At 67.9% G+C, this 22,682-nt stretch carries 24 protein-coding genes; 14 read left to right on the forward strand and 10 right to left on the reverse strand.

Annotated elements, in window-relative coordinates; translation table 11 throughout:
- Positions 1-37 precede the first annotated feature (37 nt).
- The 4 genes from ACQEU1_RS03685 to ACQEU1_RS03700 all read right to left on the reverse strand — a co-directional run bounded on the left by ACQEU1_RS03685 (position 38) and on the right by ACQEU1_RS03700 (position 3,137).
- Positions 38-997, reverse strand: coding sequence for a DMT family transporter (locus ACQEU1_RS03685; RefSeq protein ID WP_433196198.1), 960 nt, complete (start codon positions 995-997; stop codon positions 38-40).
- A gap of 148 nt (positions 998-1,145) precedes the next feature.
- Positions 1,146-1,409 (reverse strand): GlsB/YeaQ/YmgE family stress response membrane protein, encoded by a 264-nt coding sequence (locus ACQEU1_RS03690; RefSeq protein ID WP_433196200.1) that lies wholly within the window; start codon positions 1,407-1,409, stop codon positions 1,146-1,148.
- 58 nt (positions 1,410-1,467) lie between these two features.
- On the reverse strand, positions 1,468-2,298 hold the full coding sequence (locus ACQEU1_RS03695) for an SDR family oxidoreductase (RefSeq protein WP_433196202.1): 831 nt from the start codon (positions 2,296-2,298) through the stop codon (positions 1,468-1,470).
- A gap of 95 nt (positions 2,299-2,393) precedes the next feature.
- On the reverse strand, positions 2,394-3,137 hold the full coding sequence (locus ACQEU1_RS03700) for a class I SAM-dependent methyltransferase (RefSeq protein WP_433196204.1): 744 nt from the start codon (positions 3,135-3,137) through the stop codon (positions 2,394-2,396).
- Between the two features lie 876 nt (positions 3,138-4,013).
- Here ACQEU1_RS03700 and ACQEU1_RS03705 point away from each other — a divergent pair.
- The 3 genes from ACQEU1_RS03705 to ACQEU1_RS03715 all read left to right on the forward strand — a co-directional run bounded on the left by ACQEU1_RS03705 (position 4,014) and on the right by ACQEU1_RS03715 (position 6,910).
- The gene (locus ACQEU1_RS03705; protein ID WP_433196206.1) at positions 4,014-5,666 is read left to right on the forward strand and encodes a hypothetical protein; all 1,653 of its coding nucleotides are present in this window, start codon (positions 4,014-4,016) and stop codon (positions 5,664-5,666) included.
- Between the two features lie 147 nt (positions 5,667-5,813).
- On the forward strand, positions 5,814-6,701 hold the full coding sequence (locus ACQEU1_RS03710) for an RHS repeat-associated core domain-containing protein (protein WP_433196208.1): 888 nt from the start codon (positions 5,814-5,816) through the stop codon (positions 6,699-6,701).
- Positions 6,701-6,910: a hypothetical protein gene (locus tag ACQEU1_RS03715; RefSeq protein ID WP_433196210.1), complete on the forward strand. Its 210-nt coding sequence runs from the start codon at positions 6,701-6,703 to the stop codon at positions 6,908-6,910. The genes ACQEU1_RS03710 and ACQEU1_RS03715 overlap by 1 nt, the downstream gene beginning before the upstream one ends.
- A 95-nt stretch (positions 6,911-7,005) precedes the next feature.
- On the opposite strand, the gene ACQEU1_RS03720 is transcribed toward ACQEU1_RS03715, so the two are convergent.
- From ACQEU1_RS03720 to ACQEU1_RS03730, 3 genes are all read right to left on the reverse strand, one after another.
- Positions 7,006-7,149: a hypothetical protein gene (locus ACQEU1_RS03720; RefSeq protein WP_433196212.1), complete on the reverse strand. Its 144-nt coding sequence runs from the start codon at positions 7,147-7,149 to the stop codon at positions 7,006-7,008.
- Between the two features lie 169 nt (positions 7,150-7,318).
- A complete protein-coding gene (locus ACQEU1_RS03725) occupies positions 7,319-7,768 on the reverse strand; it encodes a hypothetical protein (RefSeq protein ID WP_433196214.1) in 450 nt (149 codons plus the stop codon).
- Positions 7,769-8,174: 406 nt separating this feature from the next.
- Complete coding sequence (locus ACQEU1_RS03730) at positions 8,175-8,567, reverse strand: hypothetical protein (RefSeq protein WP_433196216.1); 393 nt, start codon at positions 8,565-8,567, stop codon at positions 8,175-8,177.
- 657 nt (positions 8,568-9,224) lie between these two features.
- On the opposite strand from ACQEU1_RS03730, the gene ACQEU1_RS03735 reads away from it, so the two are divergent.
- The 4 genes from ACQEU1_RS03735 to ACQEU1_RS03750 all read left to right on the forward strand — a co-directional run bounded on the left by ACQEU1_RS03735 (position 9,225) and on the right by ACQEU1_RS03750 (position 13,025).
- Complete coding sequence (locus ACQEU1_RS03735; RefSeq protein ID WP_433196218.1) at positions 9,225-10,322, forward strand: hypothetical protein; 1,098 nt, start codon at positions 9,225-9,227, stop codon at positions 10,320-10,322.
- Between the two features lie 164 nt (positions 10,323-10,486).
- Positions 10,487-11,341: an SAM-dependent methyltransferase gene (locus ACQEU1_RS03740; RefSeq protein WP_433196220.1), complete on the forward strand. Its 855-nt coding sequence runs from the start codon at positions 10,487-10,489 to the stop codon at positions 11,339-11,341.
- Positions 11,338-12,249, forward strand: a complete 912-nt coding sequence (locus tag ACQEU1_RS03745; protein ID WP_433196222.1) for an ABC transporter ATP-binding protein — start codon at positions 11,338-11,340, stop codon at positions 12,247-12,249. Before ACQEU1_RS03740 ends, ACQEU1_RS03745 begins: the two co-directional genes overlap by 4 nt.
- Positions 12,246-13,025: an ABC transporter permease gene (locus tag ACQEU1_RS03750; RefSeq protein WP_433196224.1), complete on the forward strand. Its 780-nt coding sequence runs from the start codon at positions 12,246-12,248 to the stop codon at positions 13,023-13,025. Before ACQEU1_RS03745 ends, ACQEU1_RS03750 begins: the two co-directional genes overlap by 4 nt.
- Here the strand turns inward: ACQEU1_RS03750 and ACQEU1_RS03755 are convergent.
- Positions 13,013-13,960, reverse strand: a complete 948-nt coding sequence (locus ACQEU1_RS03755) for a hypothetical protein (protein WP_433196226.1) — start codon at positions 13,958-13,960, stop codon at positions 13,013-13,015. The two genes, ACQEU1_RS03750 and ACQEU1_RS03755, sit on opposite strands and share 13 nt — an antisense overlap.
- A 519-nt stretch (positions 13,961-14,479) precedes the next feature.
- Between ACQEU1_RS03755 and ACQEU1_RS03760 the strand changes: the two genes are divergently transcribed.
- From ACQEU1_RS03760 to ACQEU1_RS03785, 6 genes are all read left to right on the forward strand, one after another.
- Positions 14,480-14,890: a hypothetical protein gene (locus ACQEU1_RS03760; RefSeq protein ID WP_433196228.1), complete on the forward strand. Its 411-nt coding sequence runs from the start codon at positions 14,480-14,482 to the stop codon at positions 14,888-14,890.
- 38 nt (positions 14,891-14,928) lie between these two features.
- Positions 14,929-15,513 (forward strand): TetR family transcriptional regulator, encoded by a 585-nt coding sequence (locus ACQEU1_RS03765; protein ID WP_433196230.1) that lies wholly within the window; start codon positions 14,929-14,931, stop codon positions 15,511-15,513.
- Complete coding sequence (locus ACQEU1_RS03770; protein WP_433211298.1) at positions 15,513-16,724, forward strand: glycosyltransferase; 1,212 nt, start codon at positions 15,513-15,515, stop codon at positions 16,722-16,724. Before ACQEU1_RS03765 ends, ACQEU1_RS03770 begins: the two co-directional genes overlap by 1 nt.
- Positions 16,725-16,744: 20 nt before the next feature.
- Complete coding sequence (locus ACQEU1_RS03775) at positions 16,745-18,070, forward strand: TrkH family potassium uptake protein (RefSeq protein ID WP_433196232.1); 1,326 nt, start codon at positions 16,745-16,747, stop codon at positions 18,068-18,070.
- Positions 18,060-18,719 carry a potassium channel family protein gene (locus ACQEU1_RS03780; protein ID WP_433196234.1) on the forward strand — a complete coding sequence of 220 codons (660 nt, stop codon included), beginning with the start codon at positions 18,060-18,062 and terminating at the stop codon, positions 18,717-18,719. Before ACQEU1_RS03775 ends, ACQEU1_RS03780 begins: the two co-directional genes overlap by 11 nt.
- A 277-nt stretch (positions 18,720-18,996) precedes the next feature.
- Complete coding sequence (locus ACQEU1_RS03785) at positions 18,997-20,814, forward strand: amino acid transporter (RefSeq protein WP_433211301.1); 1,818 nt, start codon at positions 18,997-18,999, stop codon at positions 20,812-20,814.
- Positions 20,815-20,918: 104 nt separating this feature from the next.
- On the opposite strand, the gene ACQEU1_RS03790 is transcribed toward ACQEU1_RS03785, so the two are convergent.
- On the reverse strand, positions 20,919-21,062 hold the full coding sequence (locus ACQEU1_RS03790) for a hypothetical protein (RefSeq protein ID WP_433196236.1): 144 nt from the start codon (positions 21,060-21,062) through the stop codon (positions 20,919-20,921).
- Here ACQEU1_RS03790 and ACQEU1_RS03795 point away from each other — a divergent pair.
- On the forward strand, positions 21,061-21,312 hold the full coding sequence (locus ACQEU1_RS03795) for a hypothetical protein (RefSeq protein WP_433196238.1): 252 nt from the start codon (positions 21,061-21,063) through the stop codon (positions 21,310-21,312). The genes ACQEU1_RS03790 and ACQEU1_RS03795 overlap by 2 nt on opposite strands.
- 544 nt (positions 21,313-21,856) lie before the next feature.
- Here the strand turns inward: ACQEU1_RS03795 and ACQEU1_RS03800 are convergent.
- On the reverse strand, positions 21,857-22,645 hold the full coding sequence (locus tag ACQEU1_RS03800; RefSeq protein WP_433196240.1) for a hypothetical protein: 789 nt from the start codon (positions 22,643-22,645) through the stop codon (positions 21,857-21,859).
- Positions 22,646-22,682 lie beyond the last annotated feature (37 nt).

The raw sequence follows: 22,682 nt of genomic DNA on the forward strand, positions 1-22,682 counted from the left end.
ACGACGGGGGGCGTGCCGCCGGGCACGCCCCCCGTCGTCATGCCGGTACCGGCTCGGCGGCCCGTTGCTGCACGCGGATGACGAGCACCACGCCGACCATGATGAGCGCGAACCCCAGCACCTGCCCCAGCGGTGGCCACTCCTGCCGGGCCGCGTAGACGTAGGTGTAGCCGGACAACGTCTCCACGTTCACGAGCATCCCGGCGACAGTGGGGGAGAGCTTCGCCGAAGCGGCGTTCCACAGCCACGTCGCCACCCACGACACCAGCACGCCGAGCACGATCGCGACGACCACGAACCCGGCGACCCCCGTGCCGCCGGGAGCGACGCTCAGCTGCCCCGTCACCGCGGCCAGCGGCAGGGCCACCACCGTGACCGCACCGGTCGCGACACCGACCACGGTGGCCCACTGCCCGGCGGGCACGTCGGGGTTCTCCGCCATGAACCTGGCGTTCGCGATGCCGTACCACGTCCACAACGCCACCGCGGCGGCACAGGCGAGCAGCCCGAACACCTTCGTCGCCACCGATGTCGGTTCGGTGGCCTGCGCGCCGGAGATCTCCAGGCCGTTCACCACCACCAGGCCGACCGCCACCAGGGCCACGGGCAAGGCCAGACTGCGCCAGGGGCACAACCGGGACACCCAGTTGCCCACCAGCGCCATCGCCACCGGGATGCAGCCGATGACCATGTTCGTGACCGGGGCGCCGACCGTCTGGATGCCGATGACCAGCAGCAGGTAGTACCCGGCGTTGCCCGCGATGCCGAAACCGAGGGCGGGCGCCCAGTGCCGCCGCGCGATCCGCCGCACCGCGGCGCCGCCGATCACGAACAATCCCAGCGACAGCACGCCGTACGCGAGGTACCGGCCCGCTGTCACCGCCACCGCCGACCACCCGGTCAGCAGGTCCGGCAGCACGAACGCCAGACCCCAGACGAGTCCTGCGCTGACACCGGCCCCGAGCGCCACCGCGCCCGAACCACGGCCGAAGGTCATGACGAGTCCTCCCCCTGAGTCCGTTGGGAGAGGTTGCACGGATCCGCCGGGCACCAAACGACCTGGCATTCGTCCTTTCGGGCAGACGTGGACAGCGAACGGCCCCGATCACCTGAGTGGTGACCGGGGCCGTGGAAACAGTCGGTGGTTACCGCACGCTCGAGCGGTTGCGGCCCGCGATGCCCTCCGCGACACCGATGAGCAGCACCGAGGCGATCACGGAAACGATGAAGCCCAGCACGTTGAGCTCGAAGATGTCTCCGGTGCCGAGCAGGTTGGCGATCGTGCCGCCGATGACGGAACCGACCAGCCCCAGCAGCAGCGTCGCCACGATGCCGAGGTTCTGCTTGCCGGGCTTGATCAGTCGGGCGAGCGCGCCGATGATCAGTCCGGCCACGATGAACCCGATCACGTCAGCCTCCTGTAAGTCGAATGGCTTGCTCACCAGGTCTACCCGACCATTCAGCCGCTCAACCGCCGTGACCAGTCTTGTGGATCACACCCGCGAGCCTGCGCTGCTTGCGACGGCCCTGCGCCACCATGAACGGAATCGCGCGCAGCCCGAAGCGCGGGAACGCGTCGGCGAGCCGGGCCAGCGCGCCACGCCATTTCGGGAGCGTGGTGACGGGCTTCGGCCGGTCGAGCACGGCGGCGACGGCGGTGGCGACGTCGGCGGGCCGCAGCAGGGTTCCGGAGAACGAGAGCGCGGCGGCCGGGTCGTCGAGCTTGTCGTGCAGCATCGGCGTCCAGATGCCGTCCGGGCAGACGCACGAGATGTGGACGTCCCCGACCCCGGCCTGGCGCAGGTCGGCGAGGGTGCTGAGACTGAAGCCGGTGGCCGCGTGCTTGGAGGCCGCGTACACCGCTTCGCCGACGACAGCGGTGATGCCCGCGAGCGACACGACGTTGACGACGTGCCCGCCACCGCGCCCGCGCATGGCCTGGATCGCGGCGACAGTCCCGTTGATAGTCCCGAGGGTGTTGACCTCGACCATCAGCCTGCGGGTGGCGGCGTCCTGCTCCCAAGCCGGCCCGGTGACCAGGACCCCGGCGTTGTTGACCCAGACGTCGAGCCGGCCCGCTCTGGCCACGATCTCGTCGCGGACCGCCTGCACGGCCGCGTCATCGCGCACGTCGAGCACCCGAGCGACCGCACCGATCTCGGCGGCCGTCGCGATCGCGGTGGCCTCGTCGACGTCGGTGACCAGCACCGTGTACCCGCGGTCGACCAGCATCCGCGCGACCAGCCTGCCCACACCACGCCCGGCCCCGGTCACGACCGCGCCCGCTTTCGCTGCCATGAAAGGAAGTATCGCGCCCGCGAGGCCTCCGATCGACCCCGTCACCGCGCCCGAGCATGCCGCGACCTTGAGGCCATGCCTGTGCCACGCCGTAGTCAGGCGGCCTCCAGGACGAAGAACATGAAGCTCAGGAAGGCCCCGGAGGGGAAACTCGCCATCTCGTCGGGAAACAGTTCGTGGGCCTCCGGCGCCGGAGGCGGCTCGCTGATGACGGCGGTGCGGAAGCCTGCCGCGGTGAAGGCATCGGTCATCGCGTGCAGCGGCCGGTGCCAGTAGGTGAGCACGGCCTTCTGGCCGTTGAAGTCGTACTCCTCGGACCACTTGGTGGTCGCGAAGTAGTCAGTCTCGCGATGCACCATCTTGAGGAGGACGGGGTGGTTGACGACCACGATCAGCCGGCCACCGGGCTTCAGCACCCGCCGCAGCTCAGCCAGAGGCGCGCTCCAGTCCTCCAGGTAGTGCAGCACCAAAGCGGCGACGGCGTCGTCGAACGCGCCGTCGGGGTACGGCAACGGACCTGTTATGTCGGCGACCCGCAGGTCCACGTCGTCGCCGAGCCGCTGCCGTGCCAGCTCCACCATCTTGGCGCTGCGGTCGAAGCCGCTCACGACGGCTCCCCGATCACGAAGCGCCGCGGACACAGGACCAGCACCGCAGCCGGCGTCGAGAATGCGTCGACCGGCCACGTCGCCGGCCAGGTCCACGATCGCGGGCCGCACGTAGTAGGCGTTGAGGAGGCTGGTCTCGTTCTCGGCCGTGTACGCCTCGGCGAAGCCGTCGTAGTCGTTCTCCACGGTTACATCGGCGATGGCGGCAGAACTCTCGGGAATGGCAGGCATGGTCCCATACTGCCCAGTGATCAACCAGGGCGCCAGGAGATCATCTCCATCCGGGCGGACGCGACGTGGGGACCGCTATGAGCGGGTTCCTGACGAGTTCATCGGCGACCGTCCGCCCACTCATCAGGGCAGCGTGCACCTTCATCAACAGGCTCGTCCGTCCTCTGTTGGGACCGTTCTGGCGCGTTGACGCGGGGGAGTTGCTCCCAAGCCGCTCGACGGCACGAGCAGCATTGCGCCCTGCGCGCTGCGTCCGTATGCAGTCAAGAATTGGTGCCGCAAGGATGTTTAACGGCATTCGGCCGAAAGGCTGCTTCCCTTGGCGGCATGGATGGTTGTTGATCTGTCGATAGCTTGAGCTTGCGCCGGCAATGCCGGTGATGCCGGACGCGGGGGCGGCCGGCTCGACCTGGGGGTCAGACTTGAAGCGCAAACTGTTGCGCGGCTGTGTGCTGCGCGCGTTCAGAATCGCCACGATCACTGCGATCGTCGCAAGTGGACTTACTTCCACCGCGACAGCGGACCCTGCCGGAGGTGTTCGGCAGGTGGAAGTGAACCGGACGCCAGTGGGTGGGGCTCCGCCGGCGCGAACGTGGCAACCGCCGCGTGCTCCGGGCGTCATGCGGTCGACCTGCCTGAACGACGAGCTCGGCGTACTGCCGTGGTATCCGATGGAGCGGCACCCGATCTCCGACCGGCTCGAGTTGCTGGTGAACCTGTACAACTTCAACGTCGTCGTGTCCTATCGGGAGCTGACGGTGAAGGGGACCGGGTTGAACATGTCGTTCAACCGGTTCTACAACGCGCAGGACCTGCCGAACTGGATCAACAGCGGTACCGATCGGCCTCGAGGACCCGGGTTTCTCCACGGGGAACATGCGGATCCTGCACGGTCCCAACGGATACTGCGTCTCGTTCCCGGAGAAGGCGGACGGCACCTTCGCGCCCGCGGAGCACTTCCACGCCTCGCTCACGAAGACGCCGGAAGGCGGATACGTCGTCACGTTCAACTCCTCGGGGGAGCGGTGGCTGTTCACCGGCAGCGGCTGGTTCGTGGGCCAGACCGACCGCAACGGCAACGCCAACACCAACCGCTACCGTCCCGACGGGTCGCTCGCGTCGATCACCGATTCGCAGGGGCGCGTCACCACGTTCAACCGTGACGCCCAAGGCCGCGACGCCTCGATCACCGACCCGACCAACCTCACCTTCGGCAACTACGCCTACGACGCGGACGGAAAGCTCACCGAGCTGACCGACCGCGCCGGCAACAAGGTGAAGTTCGCCTACGACGCCGATAACGGAAAGCTCGTCTCCGTCACCGACGCGCGCAACAACGTGTGGCGCCTGGAATACGGCCAGTTCGGTGACGTCTCGAAGGTGACCGAGCCGACTGCCGACGGCACGGGTGCGGCGACGAAGTACTTCGATCACGGCGTCAACGCCACCAAGGTCACCGATCCGAACGAGCACAGCTCCGTCCACGAGTTCGAGCTTCCCGGCCGGCAGACGAAGGCCACCGACGCACTGGGGCACACGCAGTCGAGCACCTGGACCGCCAACAGCGACGTCAACGTCACGACCAACGGCCTGGAGCACTCCACCACCCACGACTACGACCCGCAGAACAACCTGATCGGCACGAAGCTGGCCACCGGCGCGCAGACCGTCGTCGGCTACACCGACTCCGGCCACCCGCACCTGCCCACGCAGATCACCGACGCGTCCGGCAACCAGGTGACGCGGGAGCACGACCGCAACGGCAACGTCACGAAGGTCCGCTCCACCGGGTTGAACGCCGACCTGCAGGTGATCCGCTACACCGAACGCATGGGGCTCGTCGCGTCCACGACCGACGGGAAGAACGCCGAGACGAAATACGAGTACGACGACCGCGGCAACCTGACGAAGGTCGTTCCGCCCTCGCCCGCCAAGCCCACCACGTTCACCTACGACGAGCTGTCCCGGATCACCGCCGAGACCGACGGCAACGGCAAGCGCGTCGAGTACGGCTACGACCGGCTCGACCGCGTCACCACGGTCAAGCACAACGGCACCACGTTGCAGACCAACACCTATGACGCCAACGGCAACATCACCAGGACACAGACCACCGACGCGACGAGGTCCCTCGACTACGACCCTCGCAACCAGCTGCAGAAGGTGACCCGCGGCACCGAGGTCGTCAGCTACTCCTACGACAAAGCCCGCAACGTCAAGACTCTGACCACCCCCACCGGTGTGACCAGGTTCGACTACGACGAGGCCGACCGTCTCAAGACGCTGCAGGACGCCTGCGGCGGCACCACGACCTTCGGCCACGACAACGCAGATCGCCGCACCACGACGACGTTCCCCGGTGGCGCCGTGCAGACCGACGGCTACGACAACGCCGGCCGCCAGACGTCCATCACGGTCACCAAGCCAGGTGGGGCCGAACTGCTCAAGGCGACCAACCGGTACACCAAACCGAATGGCGCGGACACCGACAAGATCCAGAGCAGGACCAGATCCCGGTCGGCGTCCTAGGACTTCACCTACGACGCCGTCGGGCGCCTGAAAACGGCATCCGGCGCGAGCTACAGCTACGACAACGCGTCCAACCTGCTCGGCGGAGAAGGTCGCACGTACACCGTCAACGCCGCTGACCAGTACACGAAGGCCGGCGACACCGCGGTGGCATTCGACGGAGCCGGCAATCTCGCCTCCACGACCAACCCGGACACGCGCTACACGTTCAGCCCCACCAACCAGGTGCTCACCGGCCACGCCGGCACCAACCAGGTGCTCGACGTCCGCTACGACACCATCAACCAGACACAACCCCGCACCATCACCGAAACCGCGGCCGGAGCTCAGGTCACGCACGTGCTGACGCACACGGCGTTCGGCGTCACGGAGACCGTCGACAACGGCCAGCGATCCAGTTTCACCCGTGACACCAAGGGGTTGCTCGTCGGACTGAAGGACGCCGCCGGCTCACGGTACGGAGCCGTCACCGACCAGCAAGGCAGTGTGATCGGCTTGGTCGACACGTCCGGCAACCTGGCCGCCGAGTACGCGTACACCCCCTACGGAACAGTCACCGCGACCGGCAGCGCAGCCGGCTCGAACCCGTTCCGATACGTTGGTACGTACCAACTCCGACTGGGTACCTACTTCATGGGGTACCGCGTCTACGACAGCTCGTTCGCGCGTTTCCGGTCACCGGACCCCACCGGCCACGAGCCCAACCCGTACAACTACGCCCAGGGGGACCCGATCAACAACAGCGATCCCACCGGGGCCAGCACGGGCTCCGCATGGGGCGCGGCGATCGGTGGGTTCGCCGGCGGCATCGTGGTCGGAGCACTCGCCGCGACCTGTCCCGCGACGGCGGGAGCGGGCTGCATCGCAGCAGGCGGCGTCATGACCGCGTTGGGTGCCGGCGCCGGTGCCGGGCTAGGTTCCGCACTGGGCGGCGGTACCTCGCAGGAGGTGCGCGACGACGGCTTGACGGCGATCACGACCGGCTTCACCGGCGGTGCCGGCAAGTTCGTCGCAGGACTGAAAGGATTTCTCTGATGACCGAACGTGCGACCAAGACTCAGCGGGTGCGCTTCTGGCTCGTTGCAGGCGCGGTGTACGTCGCGCTGGTCGTGGCGACCGTCCTGCTGCACGACCGGGCTCCGTGGATGGGCGCGGGCGTGGGGACGCTGGGCGGCTGCATGGTCCTGGCCGCACTTGTGGGCTGGTGGCGTCGCCGCCCGTCCAACCCTGACCGAGCAAAGTAGTTTCCGGCCGAAGTCCCGTCGTCGTCAGGCGGCGGGACTCCGGCCAACTCCATTGATCAGCCGGCATCAGGCTCGACCAGGGATACCAACAAGGCCTACGTGCCGAATCGCCGCACGAGCTGCTCTTCCTCGACCCTGAACAGGTACCGGTAGCCCATGTCGTTGTGCAGCATTCGCGGGGCCGCCAGCCCTGCCTTCACGTTCTTGTCGGGATAGAACGCGAGATCGGCCTCGTCCACCAGCGCGTGCCGGATCCGCCGCCGAGCCCCTGTAGGTACGAACTACCAGGTGATGAGCAGCAGCACCGCGGCAAAGATGCTGGCGGTCACCAGACCGGAGACGATCACAACGTGGCCCAGGCCAAGGGTGAATAGCGGCGGCCATGGTCGGTGCGCCGCTCGTGCGCTATCACACCGTCACGGTCTGACGGTCGACGTGGGCGGTCAGGAGCACCCGATCGCCCACGCTCACGCCCGCGACGCGTCGTGCGTCGGCGGGTAGCCGGAGGTAGCTCTGTTTGGTCGGGGTGAACAGGCCGTGCGGGTCGGCGTTGACGACCAGCAGGCCGTTGTGTTCGTGGATGCTGAGGCGGGTGCCCGCGTTCCAGTCCAGCGCTGCTGTGACGTGGCGGTCTGTGGCTCGTCCACGGTGGTCGACAGCGGCGATCCGGTACAGGACGTTCGTCAGCCGCTGTGGTGTGACGCGGGGACCGCGATGAGTGGAAGAGGCTGCGCAGCGGCGCGGGACGCGGTGTCCGGCGCTTTTCCTGGGGCCGTGTCCGGGACGATCGGGCGGATGTAGGAAACGGTCATCGAACGCCACCCGCAGGTGGCACGGGAACGCAAAACAGGTGCTCAAGTGGACTTGAGCACCTGCCACGTAGACGTCGCAAATTTGCGATATTTCGGTGTCCGAGGACCGAGTTGCTCTTTATCCCTACGCCTTGAGCTGGACTGATGTGCGTTAGTCATCCTGTCCCAGCTCCTCGACGGGCCTGCCGGTTGGGACGGGTGCCCAGGACGGCGGTTATCAGGGCAGCTGCCTGCGAAGACAGTGTCGGCATGCTGGAGTGGGACGGGGACGCAAGCCCGTCCCACTCCAGCGGTCCTGGCACCCATGCGACTCCGTGGAGTGTGTCTCCTGACGGGACGGGCAGCACGTGCCCTACATGTCCTCGCGTCGAGCTCGGCCCATACGATGAGTGCGCAAGTGCGCAGACTTCGAGCTGCTTGAAGTCTGCTGACCGGTATGCGCGCCCAGAAAACTAGGGAAGTTGAACCTTCTCTCCGGTGGAGATTAGATCCAGGAGCATGTCCTCGTGCTCAGCGATCTCGGCAGGATTAGTGATAGGGCTGAGTCTCGATCGCTTCTTTCCTATGTCTTTGAACGAGTGCCCTGAGTGTAGCCAGTCTCCGTCCCTTACAGCCCAGCGATCGTCTATCTCTCGATGTCGGATCAACGTCACAGTCTTTCCGCTGCTCGCGATGGCACTGGCCTCGCTCATTGCCGTGGCATCGAACGATTTGCCGATTAAGGTGATCTTGGGATCTCCAGAAGGGGCAGCGGCCCAGCGAACCACCTCGTCATTCATGTAGTTGTCGATGATGACCAATCGAGACTTGGATCTGCTGAGGTAGAGCGCGAGTCCGGCGGTCACGCGAGGGCCGTCACCGACTCGGATGAGACCATCAAACGTCTCGAATAGCTCAGAGGGGTGGACGTGTGTGTCGGCAGCCAGCTTCAGGCGTACGGAGAGTCCGCGGAGCGGCGCGCGCCGCATAGCTAGAGTGCCAATCATCAAGAGATGAAGCGACAGAAGGCGGAATGTTTCGGCGCGGCAGCCTCCAGGCGGCTAGTTGGGCCGACTGTTACAGGCCGCACCAGTTTAGAGGGCTTCCGGGTATGCGTCGAACGGGGACGGACTCTGCGTAGCCGATGAGCGCGTTGAACATTTCACCCGGCAACGGGCCCGTTACGACGGCCGACGCGCCCAGGGCGTGCGACACAACGCCACCCTGCGCCACCTCACCAACCGCCTCCTCGGCATCTTCCACGGGCGTCTCGCCAACTGGATAACCTACGACGGGACTACCGCCTGGGCGTACCACGCTGCTGCAGCCTGAGCCTCTAATCCTGGCGATGTTCTTGGGGAGCACCTCGCAGCCATGGAGAATGCTTAAACCAGCGCCAATTTGCCGTAAGTGCAGAGAAGGGGGCAACGCAAGGCGATGAGCCAAATCATCGTGATCTCCCACGAGATTCCCGGAGTGCTAGGCGCGGAGCAAGCGACCCGGATGCAGGGGCTGGTGCACCGGTGAGCCTGACCAGTCAGTTGAACCGCGGCGAGCTGGGCCGCTGGTGTGCGGTGACGTTCACCGGCACGCCCGAGGCCGTCGGCCAGGTCACCGCCGCCGCCAAGGCCGCCGGCCAGGGCCTCGTCCGGCCTGCCGGACGGCCCGACAGGCGCCACTGGGCTGACATCGGGGGAGCTTTCGGTCAACGCTTGGCGGACCTGGTCGACCCCGCCCCGCCGTACGGCGCGCTGCTGGGCATGATCCGGGCTGGATGGTTGTCGTTCGCTCAGGCGCACGCGGAGGCCGCCGCGTATCCGAGCCATCAGGAGCTCGACGCTGACCACCGCGCCCGCGCGCTGTCTTTGCGCCGTACCCCGGACGGCTGGCTCGACCTGGGGCGGACTGGCGACGTCCGCGGCGCCGAGCAGTCCGCGAGTGTCGCGTTGCGCGATCTTCTCGCCCGTACCCGCGCCTACCAGGCCGCGCACGCTCCGGTCGGGCAATTCGGCTCGGACGGCGCCGAGGCCGGGCTGGCGCGCTCGGCTTGGGTGATCTCCGCGTGCGAGGGCATCTACCGTTCCGGCGAGGTCGACGAGCGCCTGGCCGGCGTGTTGCGCACCGGTGGCCGTCCCGAGGACCTGCGTGCCCTGCCCAGCGAGCAGGCGGTGGCCGAGCTGGTCAAGCTGACCCGGCACACCGCGCTCGACGAGTTCCGGCGTCTTGCCGGCAACCCCGGACCAGGTGTTCCTCTCGGAGTTGCTGCCCCAACCTTCGTGCCGAACTGGGCTGATGGCGACCTGCTGGTGGGCACGAGCAGCGAGACGTTGCTGGTCGACGTCAAGACCGTGATGTCGGTGGCCGACCCGGACAGGGTCTCGCGGTGGTTGTGGCAGATCCTGCTGTACGCGTGGCTCGACACCACTGACCTCAACCACGTCCGTGCGGTGGGGCTCTATCTCGCGCGGCACGGAGTCCTCGTCACGTGGGGGCTCGACGAGCTGGCCGAGCTACTGCTCGGAGACACCAGCGGCGAGCACAGGAAACGGACTCGCCGCGAATTCGAGGCGCTGGCGGCGAGGGTCATCACCGCCGAGGGCGGGCGCTTCCCGATCAGCTGAACGCACAGGTCCGTCGAGCCGGCCTGGCCGACCGAGTTCCTCGGACCGCTTCTGGGGCGCTGGAGAGCCTTGTTCCGCACCAGGGGAGTGACGGTAATCTGTGCGCAGGGTGTGCCGGGAAGCCTGGTCGGCGAAGTGATCGACGCTGACTTCGAGGAGCTTTCGTGGACACCGCTGTCACAGGTACGGCCGTCGGGCCGATGGTCATCGCCGCTGTGGACCAGTTCGAGAAACATCCCTTGGTGCGAGATGAACTCGCGGCTCGCATTCTGCCCACCAGCGGCCGGCTGGCGGTGGCAGCCGCTCGTTGGCGACCGGTGCGGGATGCCCTGGTGTCCGCCACCGAGAAGAAGGTCCCAGGCCTGTGGGCGAGCATGTTGTGCCGCAAGCGGTACATCGACGATCGCCTCGACGTCACCGCCGCGCGTACGGCGGTCGTGCTCGGTGCGGGCTTCGACACCCGCGGTTGTGGGAGCTGGGACGGCAGGGTGTTCGAGGTCGACCTGCCGGCGAACGTGCAGGCGAAGCGCGATCGTCTTGTCGCCTTGTTCAAGGTTGTGCCGTCTGGGTTGACCCTGGTGCCGGTGGACTTCGAGCGGCAGGACCTCGCGAACGCGCTCGCGGAGCACGGGTACGGCGGGGACGAGCCGGTGTTCTTCGTGTGGGAGGCGGTCACCCAGTACCTGACGGAGGAAGCGGTTCGGGCGACCTTCGGCTTCCTGGCCGAGGCGCCGGTCGGCAGCGAGTTGGTGTTCACGTTCTTGCGCAAGGACTTCCTGGACGGCGGGGCGATGTTCGGCGCGGAGGCGGGACACCGCGAGTTCGTGACGAAGCGTCGGATGTGGAAGTTCGGGCTCATGCCGGACGAGGTCGAGGACTTCCTTCGGCCGTGCGGTTGGGAGCAGGTCGAGCAGCTCGGGCCGGAGGAGTTCTCCAGCCGTTACGTGAAGCCTTCCGGTCGCGCGTTGCCGGTGTCCGAGATCGAACGCACCGTGTACTGCGTGAAGGTCAAGTCGTGAGCTCTGCGGTGATCGAGGCGAACGGGCTGACCAAGCGCTACGGCGCGGTGACCGCGGTCGACGACGTGTCGCTACACGTCGCCTCAGGCGAGATCTACGCGTTGCTGGGGCTCAACGGGGCGGGCAAGACGACGACCATCCGGATGTTGCTGGGCATGGTCCGGCCTTCTGCGGGCAGCGTTGCGGTCCTGGGCGGCGTGGTGCGGCCGGGCGCGCATGCGGTCTGGTCGCGGGTTGGCTACCTGGTGGAGACGCCCGCGGCGTACCCGGAGCTCACCGTGGAGGAGAACCTGACGGTCGCGGCGCGCTTGCGGGGACTGCGCGGTCGCGCACCTGTGGACGAGGTGATCGACCGGCTGCGGTTGACGCCGTACGCGCGTCAGCGAGCACGCACTCTGTCCTTGGGCAACGCTCAGCGGCTCGGGCTCGCGAAAGCCTTGCTGCACCAGCCGGATCTGCTGATCCTCGACGAACCCGCCAACGGCCTGGACCCCGCCGGCGTCGTCGAGATCCGGGACCTGCTGCGGGAACTGAACCAGGAGCACGGCGTCACGGTCGTGTTGTCGAGCCACATCCTCACCGAGGTCGCGCGGCTCGCCACTCGCGTTGGCGTGATCGACCACGGACGCCTGGTCCGCGAGATCGCCGCGGACCAGCTCGCCGAGCAAGTCCAGCAGCGGTTGGTGGTGTCGGCCCGCGATCACGAACGGGCCGGGCACGCCCTGCGCGCGGCGGGGTTCGACATCTCGAGGTCTGAGGGTGATCAGCTCGTGCTGACCGACGTTCGCGCGATCAGCGAGCCGGAGGCCGTGGTGACCGCGCTGGTCGAGGCCGGTTGTCCGCCGTACCGCCTGCTCGTCGAGCAGGACGACCTGGAAGCGTTCTTCCTGCGGGTGGTGAACGCGTGATCGCCGCGCTGGTGACGGAGGCGATGAAGGCACGCCGCTCGCACATGCCGTGGATGACGGCCGTCGCGTTCACCGTGGTCGCCTTGGTGGGCGGCATGTTCATGTTCATCCTGCAGGACCAGGACCGCGCCCGTTCCCTCGGGCTGATCGGCACCAAGGCGGCTCTGGCCGGTGGTCAGGCGGACTGGCCGACCTACCTCGCCTTCCTGTCGCAGAGCACCGCGATCGGCGGAATGATCGTGTTCGGAATGGTGTCCGTCTGGACGTTCGGCCGGGAGTACAGCCAGAACACGGTGAAGGACCTCCTGGCTTTGCCGACGTCGCGCGTCGTGATCGTCGCGGCCAAGTTCGCCGTGACGACGGCCTGGTGTCTGGTGCTGACCACGCAGCTGTTCCTGCTGGGGCTGGCCACCGGTTCTCTGCTCGGCCTGCCCGGCTGGTCCGCCGCAGTGGTCCTGACCGGGCTGGTGCGGGTAGCGGTGGTCGCGCTCATGACGATCGTGCTGACGACACCGGTGGCGCTCGCAGCGTGCGTGGGGCGTGGTTACCTGCCGGGAGTCGGCGTGATGATCATGGCGGTGTTCTGCGCCCAGATCGTCGCCGCGCTCGGTTACGGCGAGTTCTTCCCGTGGTCGGTACCCGCCGTGCTGAGCGGGCTGGCCGGTCCCGACCAACCTGCGCCGGGTCTGGTCGGCAACGGCCTGGTGCTGCTCGTGGGCACGGCCGGTGTGGTGGCGACGGCGATGTGGTGGCGGCAGGCGGATCACGATCGGTGAACTGCCACGAGGCGCTTGGTGGCACGCCGCGCGCAGGGCCTCAGGGTCTGGTCCCACCACCGCAGCGAGGTGTCCTCGTCGGGGAAGATGTCGAGGGCGTCACCGAGCAGTTCCGCGGCGCCCAGGGACAGTGCGGCGGTGGCGTCCGTGCCCCAGGCCGCCGAACCGATCAGAACGACACGGCGGTGGGTCCACCGCGACGGTGGTTCCTGAGGTGTCCTGACCCGGTGCGAACCGTCCACAAGGGACAGCAGTTCAGGGACGAGCCAGCCGAGGTCGGTGAACGCGTCCGGCCACGCGATGCCGGCCGGCCACCGGAACGACACGGCCGCATTGCCGTCGTGCAACGGATGCAGGCGCACCGATCTGGTCTCCAGGTCCATCGCCACGGCACAGGTCGGGCGCATCGCGATCCGGTCGGAGAGCGTCGACCAGCCGACGGGCGCGGGTGCGGGACCGAACAGCGCCTGCCGGACCTGGGAGTCAGGACCGTCCGCACCCACGACCAGGTCGAACCAGTCCTCGTCGTGGTTCGCGAACTCCGCTGTGACGCCCCAGGAATCCGGTGTCAGCGAGATCGGTGCGGAACGGGTCGGCAGTGGGCCGAGCGCCTCGTGCAGCACCTCGATCACATCCTGTGGACGGAGCACGGGGGAGCGACGGCCCGGTCGTGGCCGTACCGCGAGAGGCAAGCCGGTCGCGTCGACCCGGACGAGCGCGCAGGGAGGTTGCCGGCGTTCGGAGAGTGCGGGCAGGAGGCCGAAGCGTTCCGCGGCCTCGAAGCCGATGCCGGTGAGCGGGAACGGGAACTCGTCTGCGGGCCGTGGGTTCTGTTCGTCTGCGAGCGTCACTTCCCAGTCACTGCGCAGCAAGCGGTACGTGGTCGCCAGCGCCGCGACACCCGTGCCGATGACAAGAGCTCTTCTGGTGGGCATGACCTGTTCCTTCGCACGAAGAGGCAGTCACGCCGACCAGACTTCCCGGCACACCGGTACTCAGAGTAGGTCGTTGGGGCGCAGGGGGAAAGAGGCGGGCCACCGACACGGCGTGGTCGGTGAACCGTTCGTAGTAGCGACTGAGCAGGACGGCGTCGACGCCCGAGACGGTGCCGTGCCGGGCGAGGTCACCCATCCGTTCGACCTTCGCGGCGGTCACGAGAGCGCGCTGGAGAGACATGGTCCGTCCAAGGGAAGGGCGGCTCGGAGTGAAGGCCGTTCGTGGTTCCATGAAAACGCGCCGGTTCGCACGGCTTCAAGAGCCTTTTCCGTACAGGGCGTCGAGGAGTTCATGGAGACGGTGGAGGAGTCCGCGGACCGCTCAACGGCCGCCTGACACCCCGGCGGTGGGTCGACCGGTTCCACGTCCGAAAAGACCGCATAAGGATGTGCCGGCCCCGCGTTCGGACAACGTCATGAGCTCTCCTCTTTTCCTTTGGTGCCAGGTGGAATGGAGGTATGCGCACACCCGTTCCCGGAGGCTTCGCGTTCCCGTTGGGGGCGGCACTGGCCGTCGCCCTGACGTTCCTCGTCGCCGGTGCGCGTCATGAACCGGTGGTGTTCGTGGTGGCGATGGTCGCGGTCGTCGACCTGATGGCCGTGCTCAGCACCGCCTGGGCGACGCTCGCCACCGCCGCACTGTGCTGGTGCCTGCACTCGGGATTCGTGCTCGGCCGCCTCGGCGAGCTGACCTTCACGGCGCAGTCGGGGCACGACGCGCTGGTGATCGGCGGGTGTGCGTTCGCCGGAGTCTTGCTCGTGTCCACGTTGCGCGCGGCCACCGCACCGCTGCACGACTGCGAGTACGACCGCAACGTTCCGGAACTGCCGAAGCAGCGCGTCCCGCAGGTGCTGACGCCCGTTCGGTGACCTTGACCCGGACTAAACAACTGTTCAATAATCTGAACATGCGTTCAGACCTCACGGCACGTGCGCGCATCCGCGACGCCGCCTTGGCGCGGTTCGGGGCGGACGGGATCGCGGGGACCTCGGTGCGGGCGATCGCCGGTGACGCCGGGGTGTCGGCTGCGTTGGTGTTGCACCACTTCGGTTCCAAGGAAGGGCTGCGCCAGGCCTGCGACGAGCACGTGCTCGCCGCGATGAAGTCCGGCGACGAGGCCGATCTCGGCGAACTGCTGAGCGCGGCCACTCCCGCGCGGCGCTACCTGGCGCGGGCGCTGCTCGACGGCTCCGAGAGCGCCTCCGCTCTGTTCGACGAGATCGTGACGCGGACCGAGGCGTGGCTTGCCGCGGGCGAAACCGAGGGGTGGGTGCGGCCGGCCGCCGACGAACGGGCCCGCGCGGTGACCTACGTGTCGTGGATGCTGGCGCCGTTGTTGCTGGGCGACCACGTCGGCCGGCTGCTCGGCGGCGATCCGGCCGAGACGGCGACGGCGGTGCGGGGTGCCCGTGCCGGCCTGGAGATGCTCACACACGGCCTGTTCGCGGACGACCGCTGGCTCTCGGCGTTCCGCGATGTCGACGTCCGATGATGGCGTTGCTGGTCACCCATGGCACACGTGGTGACGTGCAGCCTTTCCTGGCGCTCGCGGTGGCGTTGCGTGAACGCGGGCACTCGGCGTTGCTCGCGGCCCCGGAGTCGTTCGCGGCCCAAGCGGCGGAACACGGCGTCGAGTTCGCGCCGCTGGACAAGGGCCCGAACCGGCTGATGAACGACCCGGTGGTCAAGGAGGCCATCGAGCTCGGCTATCGCGGGATGCGCGGCAAGCTCGTCGCGGCTCGGACGGTGAAGCGGATCAAACCACTCATGGCCGACGTCTTGCGGGATGTTGGGCTTGTGGCAAGGGATTCCCGCGCCGACGTGGTGGTGCACTCTCCTTCGGTGCCCGCGCACCACGCGGCGCTCATGCTGGGAGTGCCCGCCGTGCTCGCCACCCTGCAGCCGGGATGGGTGCCCACCTCGGCGTTCCCGTGCCCGATGGTTCCGTTGCCGCGGCTGCCGAAGTTCCTCAACCGCGCCACCTACCTCGTGGTGTCGGCGACCCTGCGCAGCTACGCCGGTGTGATCAACGCCTGGCGCGCCGAACAGCTCGACCTGCCGCGTGGATCGGCACCGCACTCCTTGGTGTTGCAGGCGTTCAGCTCGACGGTGACCCCTGTCGACCCGGCCTGGCCGGACACCGTGCGAACCACCGGCTTCTGGTACCTGCCAACGGACTGGACTCCACCCGGTGATCTCGAGGAGTTCGTCGCGCCGGGTGCCGTGTACATCGGGTTCGGCAGCATGGCGGGACGGGACGCCCAGCGGATGGGCGAACTGGTCCTGGAAGCGGTGCGGCTCGCGGGTGTGCGTGCGGTGCTGGCGACCGGGTGGGGAGGGATCGCCGCGGCGTCGTCGCCGGACGTGTTCGTGGTGGACGAGGTGCCGCACGACTGGCTGTTCCCGCGCGTGGACGCCGTGGTGCACCACGGAGGTGGCGGAACGACGGCGGCCGCGCTCGCGGCGGGCGTGCCGCAGGTGGTGTGCCCGTTCGTGGCGGACCAGCCGCATTGGGCGCGGCGGATGCACGAGGTCGGGGTTGCTCCTTCTCCACTGCGGCAGCAGAAGCTGACGGCGGAAGGCCTCGCGGCGGCAATCAGGTCGGCGGTCGACCTGCCCGCCGCCGAGCTCGGTGCGGTGATCCGAGCCGAGAACGGCGTGGGTGACGCGGTGGAGGCGCTGGAGTCGGTCGTGCATCCGTAGTGGACGGATAGGGTGTCACGGTGATCTCTGGCTGGCGGCAACCGGCTCGCCTCGTCGTCCTCGCTTTCCTGGCCGCGGTCGTGCTCGGCACGGCGTTGCTGATGCTTCCCGTCGCCGCGGAGTCCGGTCGCTCGACTGGCTTCATGGTCGCGTTGTTCACCTCGGTCTCCGGCATCACCGGCACCGGGCTCGCCGTGGTCGACACCGGGTCGCACTGGTCGGTGTTCGGCGAGGTGATCGTGCTGCTGCTGTTCCAGATCGGCGGCTTCGGCATCATGACGCTCGCCTCGCTCCTGGCGTTGCTGGTCTCGCATCGGCTCGGCCTGCACATGCAGCTCACCGTGAAGACGGAGACGAACACGCTGAACCTGGGGCACGTCCGCCGGGTGATCGCGGGCGTCGTCATCATCAGCCTCGCGGTGGAGGCCGTCGGCGCGGTGCTGCTCGCGCTGCGGTTCTGGCTCGGCTACGGCGAATCCTTCGGTCGGGCGCTGTACTCCGGGGTGTTCCACTCGGTGTCGGCGTTCAACAGCGTCGGCCTCGCGCTCTACCCGGACAACCTGATGCGATACGCGACCGATCCCTGGGTGTGCCTGACGATCGTGGCGGTCGCGGTCACCGGCGGACTCGGTTTTCCGGTGCTGTTCGAGATCCTGCGCCGCCGCAAGCAACGCTGGTCGCTGCACACCAGGATCACCGTGCCGGTCTACCTGTCGCTCATGGCCTTCGGCACCCTCGTGGTGCTCGTCGTGGAGTGGGGCCGCGCTGGCACGCTCGGGCCGTTCGGGTTCGGCGACAAGCTGCTGATCGGGCTCTTCCACGGCGTCATGCCTGGCACGGCGGGGTTCAACACCGTCGACATCGCCCAGCTGCAACCGGCGACCCTGCTCGTCAACGACGTGCTGATGTTCATCGGCGGCGGCAGCGCGGGCACGACCGGCGGCATCAAGGTGACGACGTTCGCGTTGCTCGCCTTCGTGCTCTACGCCGAGGTGCGAGCGGAACCGTCGGTGCACGTCATGGGCCGCAGGATCGGAGCGGACGTGCAGCGCCAGGCCGTCACGGTGGCGTTGCTGGGCGTCGGACTCGTCATGGCGGCGACCATGGTGATCCTCGCGACGAGCTCGTTCCGCCTCGATGACGTGCTGTTCGAGACGACGTCGGCGTTCGGCGGTGTCGGCATGTCCACCGGCATCACCCCGAAGCTGTCCACGACCGGCCAGCTGGTGATCATCGTGCTGATGTTCGTCGGGCGGCTCGGCCCGATCACTCTCGTGTCCGCGCTGGCGTTGCGCGAGCGCAAACGACGTTACGAACTACCTGAGGAGCGTCCCATTGTCGGATAAGGCATCCCGCGTCGTCGTACTCGGCCTCGGCCGGTTCGGCAGCTCGCTCGCGCTGGAGCTGGTCGCCAAGGGAGTCGAGGTGATGGGCGTCGACTCCGACCCGAAGATCATCCAGCGGTATGCCGACGACCTCACCCACGCGGTCATCGCCGACAGCACCGATGCCGAGGTCATGCGTCAACTCGGCGTGGACGAGTTCGAGCGCGCGGTCGTCGGCATCGGCACGAACCTGGAGATGAGCATCCTCACCACCGCGTTGCTGGTGGACCTCGGCGTGCCGACCATCTGGGCCAAGGCGATCAGCCGCGAGCACGGCCGGATCCTGGAGCGCATCGGCGCACACCACGTCGTGCTGCCCGAGCACGAGATGGGCGAACGCGTCGCGCATCTGGTGACCGGTCGCCTGCTCGACTACATCGAGTTCGAGGACGACTACGCCATCGCCAAGACCCGTGCGCCGGAGGAGGCCGTCGGGCAGCCACTCGGCTCCAGCAAGCTGCGGTCGAAGTACGGCGTCACCGTCGTCGGCGTGAAACGTGTCGGTGACGGGTTCACGTACGCCACGGCGGAGACAGTGGTGAACCGCGGTGATGTCTTGATCGTCGCGGGCCGGACCGCCGACGTCGAAAGGCTCGACGACCTGGCCTGAGGATCTTTACGGAATCCTAACGCCGGTCACCTCGTGTCTTTACATGTGTGGGACTTCGCGGTCAGTTGACTTCCGTGTCGTGAGCGAACATCACCATCCGGGACCAGGCACGACCGGCACGTCGTCGTTAGAGGTGCCCGCGCGCTTGGACAGCCCGGTCCGGCCGCAGGCACCGGCGACCGGGCTGGGCCGGTGGATGCTGAAGCACCGGGTCCAGCCGGTGGTCGGCCCGGAGAGCGACGAGTCCCACGCCGAGCCCCAGTCGTGGTGGAAGGTCATGTGCCTGACCGGCGTGGACTACTTCTCCACCCTGTCGTACCTGCCCGCCATCGCCGCGCTGGCGGCCGGGGCGGTCTCGCCGCTGGCCACGCTGCTGATCGTGGCGCTGACGCTGCTGGGCATGCTGCCGATGTACCGGCGGGTGGCGAAGGAAAGCCCGCACGGCCAGGGCTCCGTGGCGATGCTCGAGCACCTGCTGCCGTTCTGGCGCGGCAAGCTCTTCGTCCTCGTCCTGCTCGGGTTCGTCGCCACCTCGTGGATCATCACCATCACCCTGTCCTCCGCGGACGCGACGGTGCACCTGATCGAGAACCCGTTGACGCCGAGCTTCCTGCACGGTCACGAGGTGCTCGTGACCGTGGTGCTGCTGCTCGTGCTGGGCGGCGTGTTCCTGCTGGGGTTCAGCGAGGCCGTCGGCGTCGCGATCCCGCTGGTCGCCGTGTTCCTGCTGCTCAACGCCGTGATCGTGGTCGCGGGCGTGGCGCAGGTGGTGAGCGAGCCGATCGCGTTGGACCGGTGGCTGGAGGCGCTGACCTCCGGCGGTGACGGGCTGGCCGGCGTGGCCGGGCCGGCGATCCTCGCGTTCCCGCTGCTCGTGCTGGGCCTGTCCGGCTTCGAGACCGGCGTGAGCATGATGCCGTTGGTGGCCGCCAAGGGCGAGACCGCCGAGGAACGCCTGCGCGACCGCATCCGCAACACCCGCAAGCTGCTCACCGCGGCCGCCCTGATCATGTCGGTCTACCTGGTCACAACGAGCTTCGTCACGACCGTGCTGATCCCGGCGGAGAAGTTCCGGCCCGGCGGCGAGGCCAACGGCCGCGCGCTCGCCTACCTCGCGCACGAACTCCTCGGCGAGGGCGTCGGCACTGCCTACGACATCAGCAGCATCCTGATCCTGTGGTTCGCGGGCGCGTCGGCGATGGCGGGCCTGATCAACATCGTGCCGCGCTACCTGCCCTCCTACGGCATGGCACCGGAGTGGTCGCGCGCGGTCCGTCCCGTGGTGATCGTCTACACCGCGATCTGCATCCTGGTCACGATCATCTTCAACGCCGACGTCAACGCCCAGGCGGGCGCCTACGCCACCGGCATCCTGGCCATGATGGTGTCCGCATCGGTCGCCGTCGCCATCTCCGCGTTGCGGCGCAAACAACGGGTGGCCGCGCTGGCGTTCACCGCGCTGACGCTGATCCTGCTCTACGCGTTGGTGGAGAACGTGATCGAGAAGCCGGACGGCATCACGATCTCGCTGTTCTTCATCCTCGGCATCATCGCCATCTCCCTGGTGTCCCGCGTGACCCGCACGACCGAACTGCGGGTCGAGCACATCGAACTCGACGAGGCCGCCCGCCGGTTCGTCACCGACTCGCTCGTGCACGACGGCCGCCTGACCCTCATCGCCAACCGGCGCCAGGCCGGTGACGCCGCCGAGTACGCGGAGAAGGAAGCCGAACAACGCGAGGCCAACCCCGTGCCCGGCGGAGCCGACGTGTTGTTCCTGGAGATCGACGTGGTCGATCCGTCCGGCTTCAGCGACGTGCTCCAGGTGCGTGGCGTCGAGGTCGACGGGCACCGGGTGTTGCGGGCCGGCAGCCCTGCCGCACCCAACGCCATCGCCGCCATCCTGCTGGCCCTGCGCGACTGCACCGGTGTCCGCCCGCACTGCCACTTCGCCTGGAGTGAAGGCAATCCGCTCGGCCACCTCTTCCGGTACCTGCTCCTCGGCCGCGGCGACACCGCGCCGGTCGTGCGGGAGATCATCCGAGCGGGCGAGCCGGATCCGGAACGACGGCCAGGCATCCACGTGGGTGGCTGACGGCGTAAAGATTTCCTGACGCCATCTCTACGCCCGCGGCCTTGCCCGGCCGCGTTCCCGCGGGAAACGATCGGCGCGGGTGCCCGGACCTTCGACGAGCACGCTCACGTCACCATCGAGCTCAACGAACTGGCCGCCAACCTGAACGTCACACTGAGCGCGAAGGTCGCGAGCAACCACAGCAAGATCCTGGGCGACGACTCCCCGGCCGTCGCCCGGACCGTCGCGAACTCGAAGAGGTGTGCCATGGATGAACGGGACGAGCTGCGACGCCGAGCTGATGCCGGCGACCAGGACGCCGTCGACCAGCTGGTCGAGCTCGCCGGCGAGGCCGGCGACATGGACGAGCTGCGCCGCCTCGCGGCCTCGGGCAGCACCGACGCCGTCGACGTGCTCGTCGAACTGGCAGGTGAACGCGAGGACGTCGACGAGCTCCGCAGACTGGCCGACTTGGGCAACACCGATGCCGCCGATGTCCTCGCGGAACTACGGGACTAGCGCTCGCGGCTGGCGGGCGATCTCGCTTTCCCGCGGGCGGTGTCACACGATTTAGTGCACCTTCGCGCGGCAGTCAGAGGATGCCGCGCCGGGCGACCGTCAGCCCTCTACGAGATGGCTGCCTTGCGGGTGAGCACTTGGCGCATTCGGAGTTGGTGAGTCCGCCCGAGGTTCGTGCGCCCGCTGGTGGCTACGGCGTTCTCCCGATTCCGTGTGAGTCGCTGGAGGTGTGGCGTGCTGTTCGTCGGTGATGACCGGGCTGAGGGTCCTCACGACATAGAGATCATGAACGAGAACGGTCGAGTGCTCGGGAAGGTCCGGTTACCTGATGGGAGGAGAGAATCGGGCGTCTCCATGCGTTGATCGCTGAACGGCTCAGCCCAGACGCTGGTCCAGATCAGGTGTTGATCTGGATCGAGACCGATCGCGGCCCGTGGGTGGGAGCACTGGTGGCTGCCGGCTACCGGGTGTTCGTGGTGAACCCGCGGCAGACGTTTCGGCTCCGTGAGCGATCCTCGCCGTCTGGTGCGAAGAGCGATGCCGCTCAGGTTGCAAGTTGGCGCGGCGCGGCGCGCTCCATCGCGATCATGGTCACCAGTTGTGTCAGCAGCGCGCCGAGGGTTGCCAGCACGAAAGCCGACAGGCCGAGCGCAGCCAGGCCCTGTGACAGAACGAGGAAGAACACTGCTGGTGCTGCGAGGCCGAGGACGAGGCCGTCGAGGACCGCTGATGCTGCATGGTGATCGTGGGTGAGGTGGGTGAACAGCGCGAGGATGACGCCGAAGACGGGAAACGGTGACAGCAGGCCTGCCAGCTGCGGGCCGATAATCGGGGCGAGCGTGGTGATCGTGAGTACGACCCCGGTGGCCACGACCATCCGGGCGGGCATGTCCCACCATGGTGGCTTTGCCACAGAAGGCTGCCGGTCATGCTGCGCCCGAGTTCGTCGGGTCAGCGCGACGGCCACGCCGATCGTGCCGAGTACGAGCAAGAACGTGGGTAGCGCCGGCCACTGCAAGTACGTGAGCGCGAGGGTGGCAGCGGCGAACACTGCGGTCCCGGCGATGAACGCGGTGAGCGCTCCCCGCGTGGCGGTGCTGCGATACGCGAGTGCTAGAAGGACTTGGGAGGCGGTGGCGGCGAGCATGCCGGTGGACGCCTGGGCGGCGAAGTCGGTGCCGTAGTCGGTGGCGAGGAAGTAGGCGACGGGTCCGGAGGTGAGGGGGAGGGCGACGAGCCAGCCGCCGATCTGGTGGCCCCACCGGCGTCCGGCTGCGCTCGCGGCACCGATGAGGAGTGGGGTGAGGACGGCTTTGAGCACGAGGGTGTGCACTTGATGTCTTGCTCTGGTGGAGGGGTTGGTGTCCGCG

This window comes from Lentzea sp. CA-135723 (assembly GCF_050936595.1).
GTDB lineage: Bacteria > Actinomycetota > Actinomycetes > Mycobacteriales > Pseudonocardiaceae > Lentzea.

Coding starts and splice junctions, on each gene's coding strand:
- ACQEU1_RS03685 (WP_433196198.1), bottom strand. CDS start 997: ATGACCTTCGGCCGTGGTTCGGGCGCGGTGGCGCTCGGGGCCGGTGTC.
- ACQEU1_RS03695 (WP_433196202.1), bottom strand. CDS start 2,298: ATGGCAGCGAAAGCGGGCGCGGTCGTGACCGGGGCCGGGCGTGGTGTG.
- ACQEU1_RS03700 (WP_433196204.1), bottom strand. CDS start 3,137: ATGCCTGCCATTCCCGAGAGTTCTGCCGCCATCGCCGATGTAACCGTG.
- ACQEU1_RS03705 (WP_433196206.1), top strand. CDS start 4,014: ATGCGGATCCTGCACGGTCCCAACGGATACTGCGTCTCGTTCCCGGAG.
- ACQEU1_RS03715 (WP_433196210.1), top strand. CDS start 6,701: ATGACCGAACGTGCGACCAAGACTCAGCGGGTGCGCTTCTGGCTCGTT.
- ACQEU1_RS03755 (WP_433196226.1), bottom strand. CDS start 13,960: ATGCCCACCAGAAGAGCTCTTGTCATCGGCACGGGTGTCGCGGCGCTG.
- ACQEU1_RS03760 (WP_433196228.1), top strand. CDS start 14,480: ATGCGCACACCCGTTCCCGGAGGCTTCGCGTTCCCGTTGGGGGCGGCA.
- ACQEU1_RS03765 (WP_433196230.1), top strand. CDS start 14,929: ATGCGTTCAGACCTCACGGCACGTGCGCGCATCCGCGACGCCGCCTTG.
- ACQEU1_RS03770 (WP_433211298.1), top strand. CDS start 15,513: ATGGCGTTGCTGGTCACCCATGGCACACGTGGTGACGTGCAGCCTTTC.
- ACQEU1_RS03785 (WP_433211301.1), top strand. CDS start 18,997: ATGTGCCTGACCGGCGTGGACTACTTCTCCACCCTGTCGTACCTGCCC.
- ACQEU1_RS03795 (WP_433196238.1), top strand. CDS start 21,061: ATGGATGAACGGGACGAGCTGCGACGCCGAGCTGATGCCGGCGACCAG.
- ACQEU1_RS03790 (WP_433196236.1), bottom strand. CDS start 21,062: ATGGCACACCTCTTCGAGTTCGCGACGGTCCGGGCGACGGCCGGGGAG.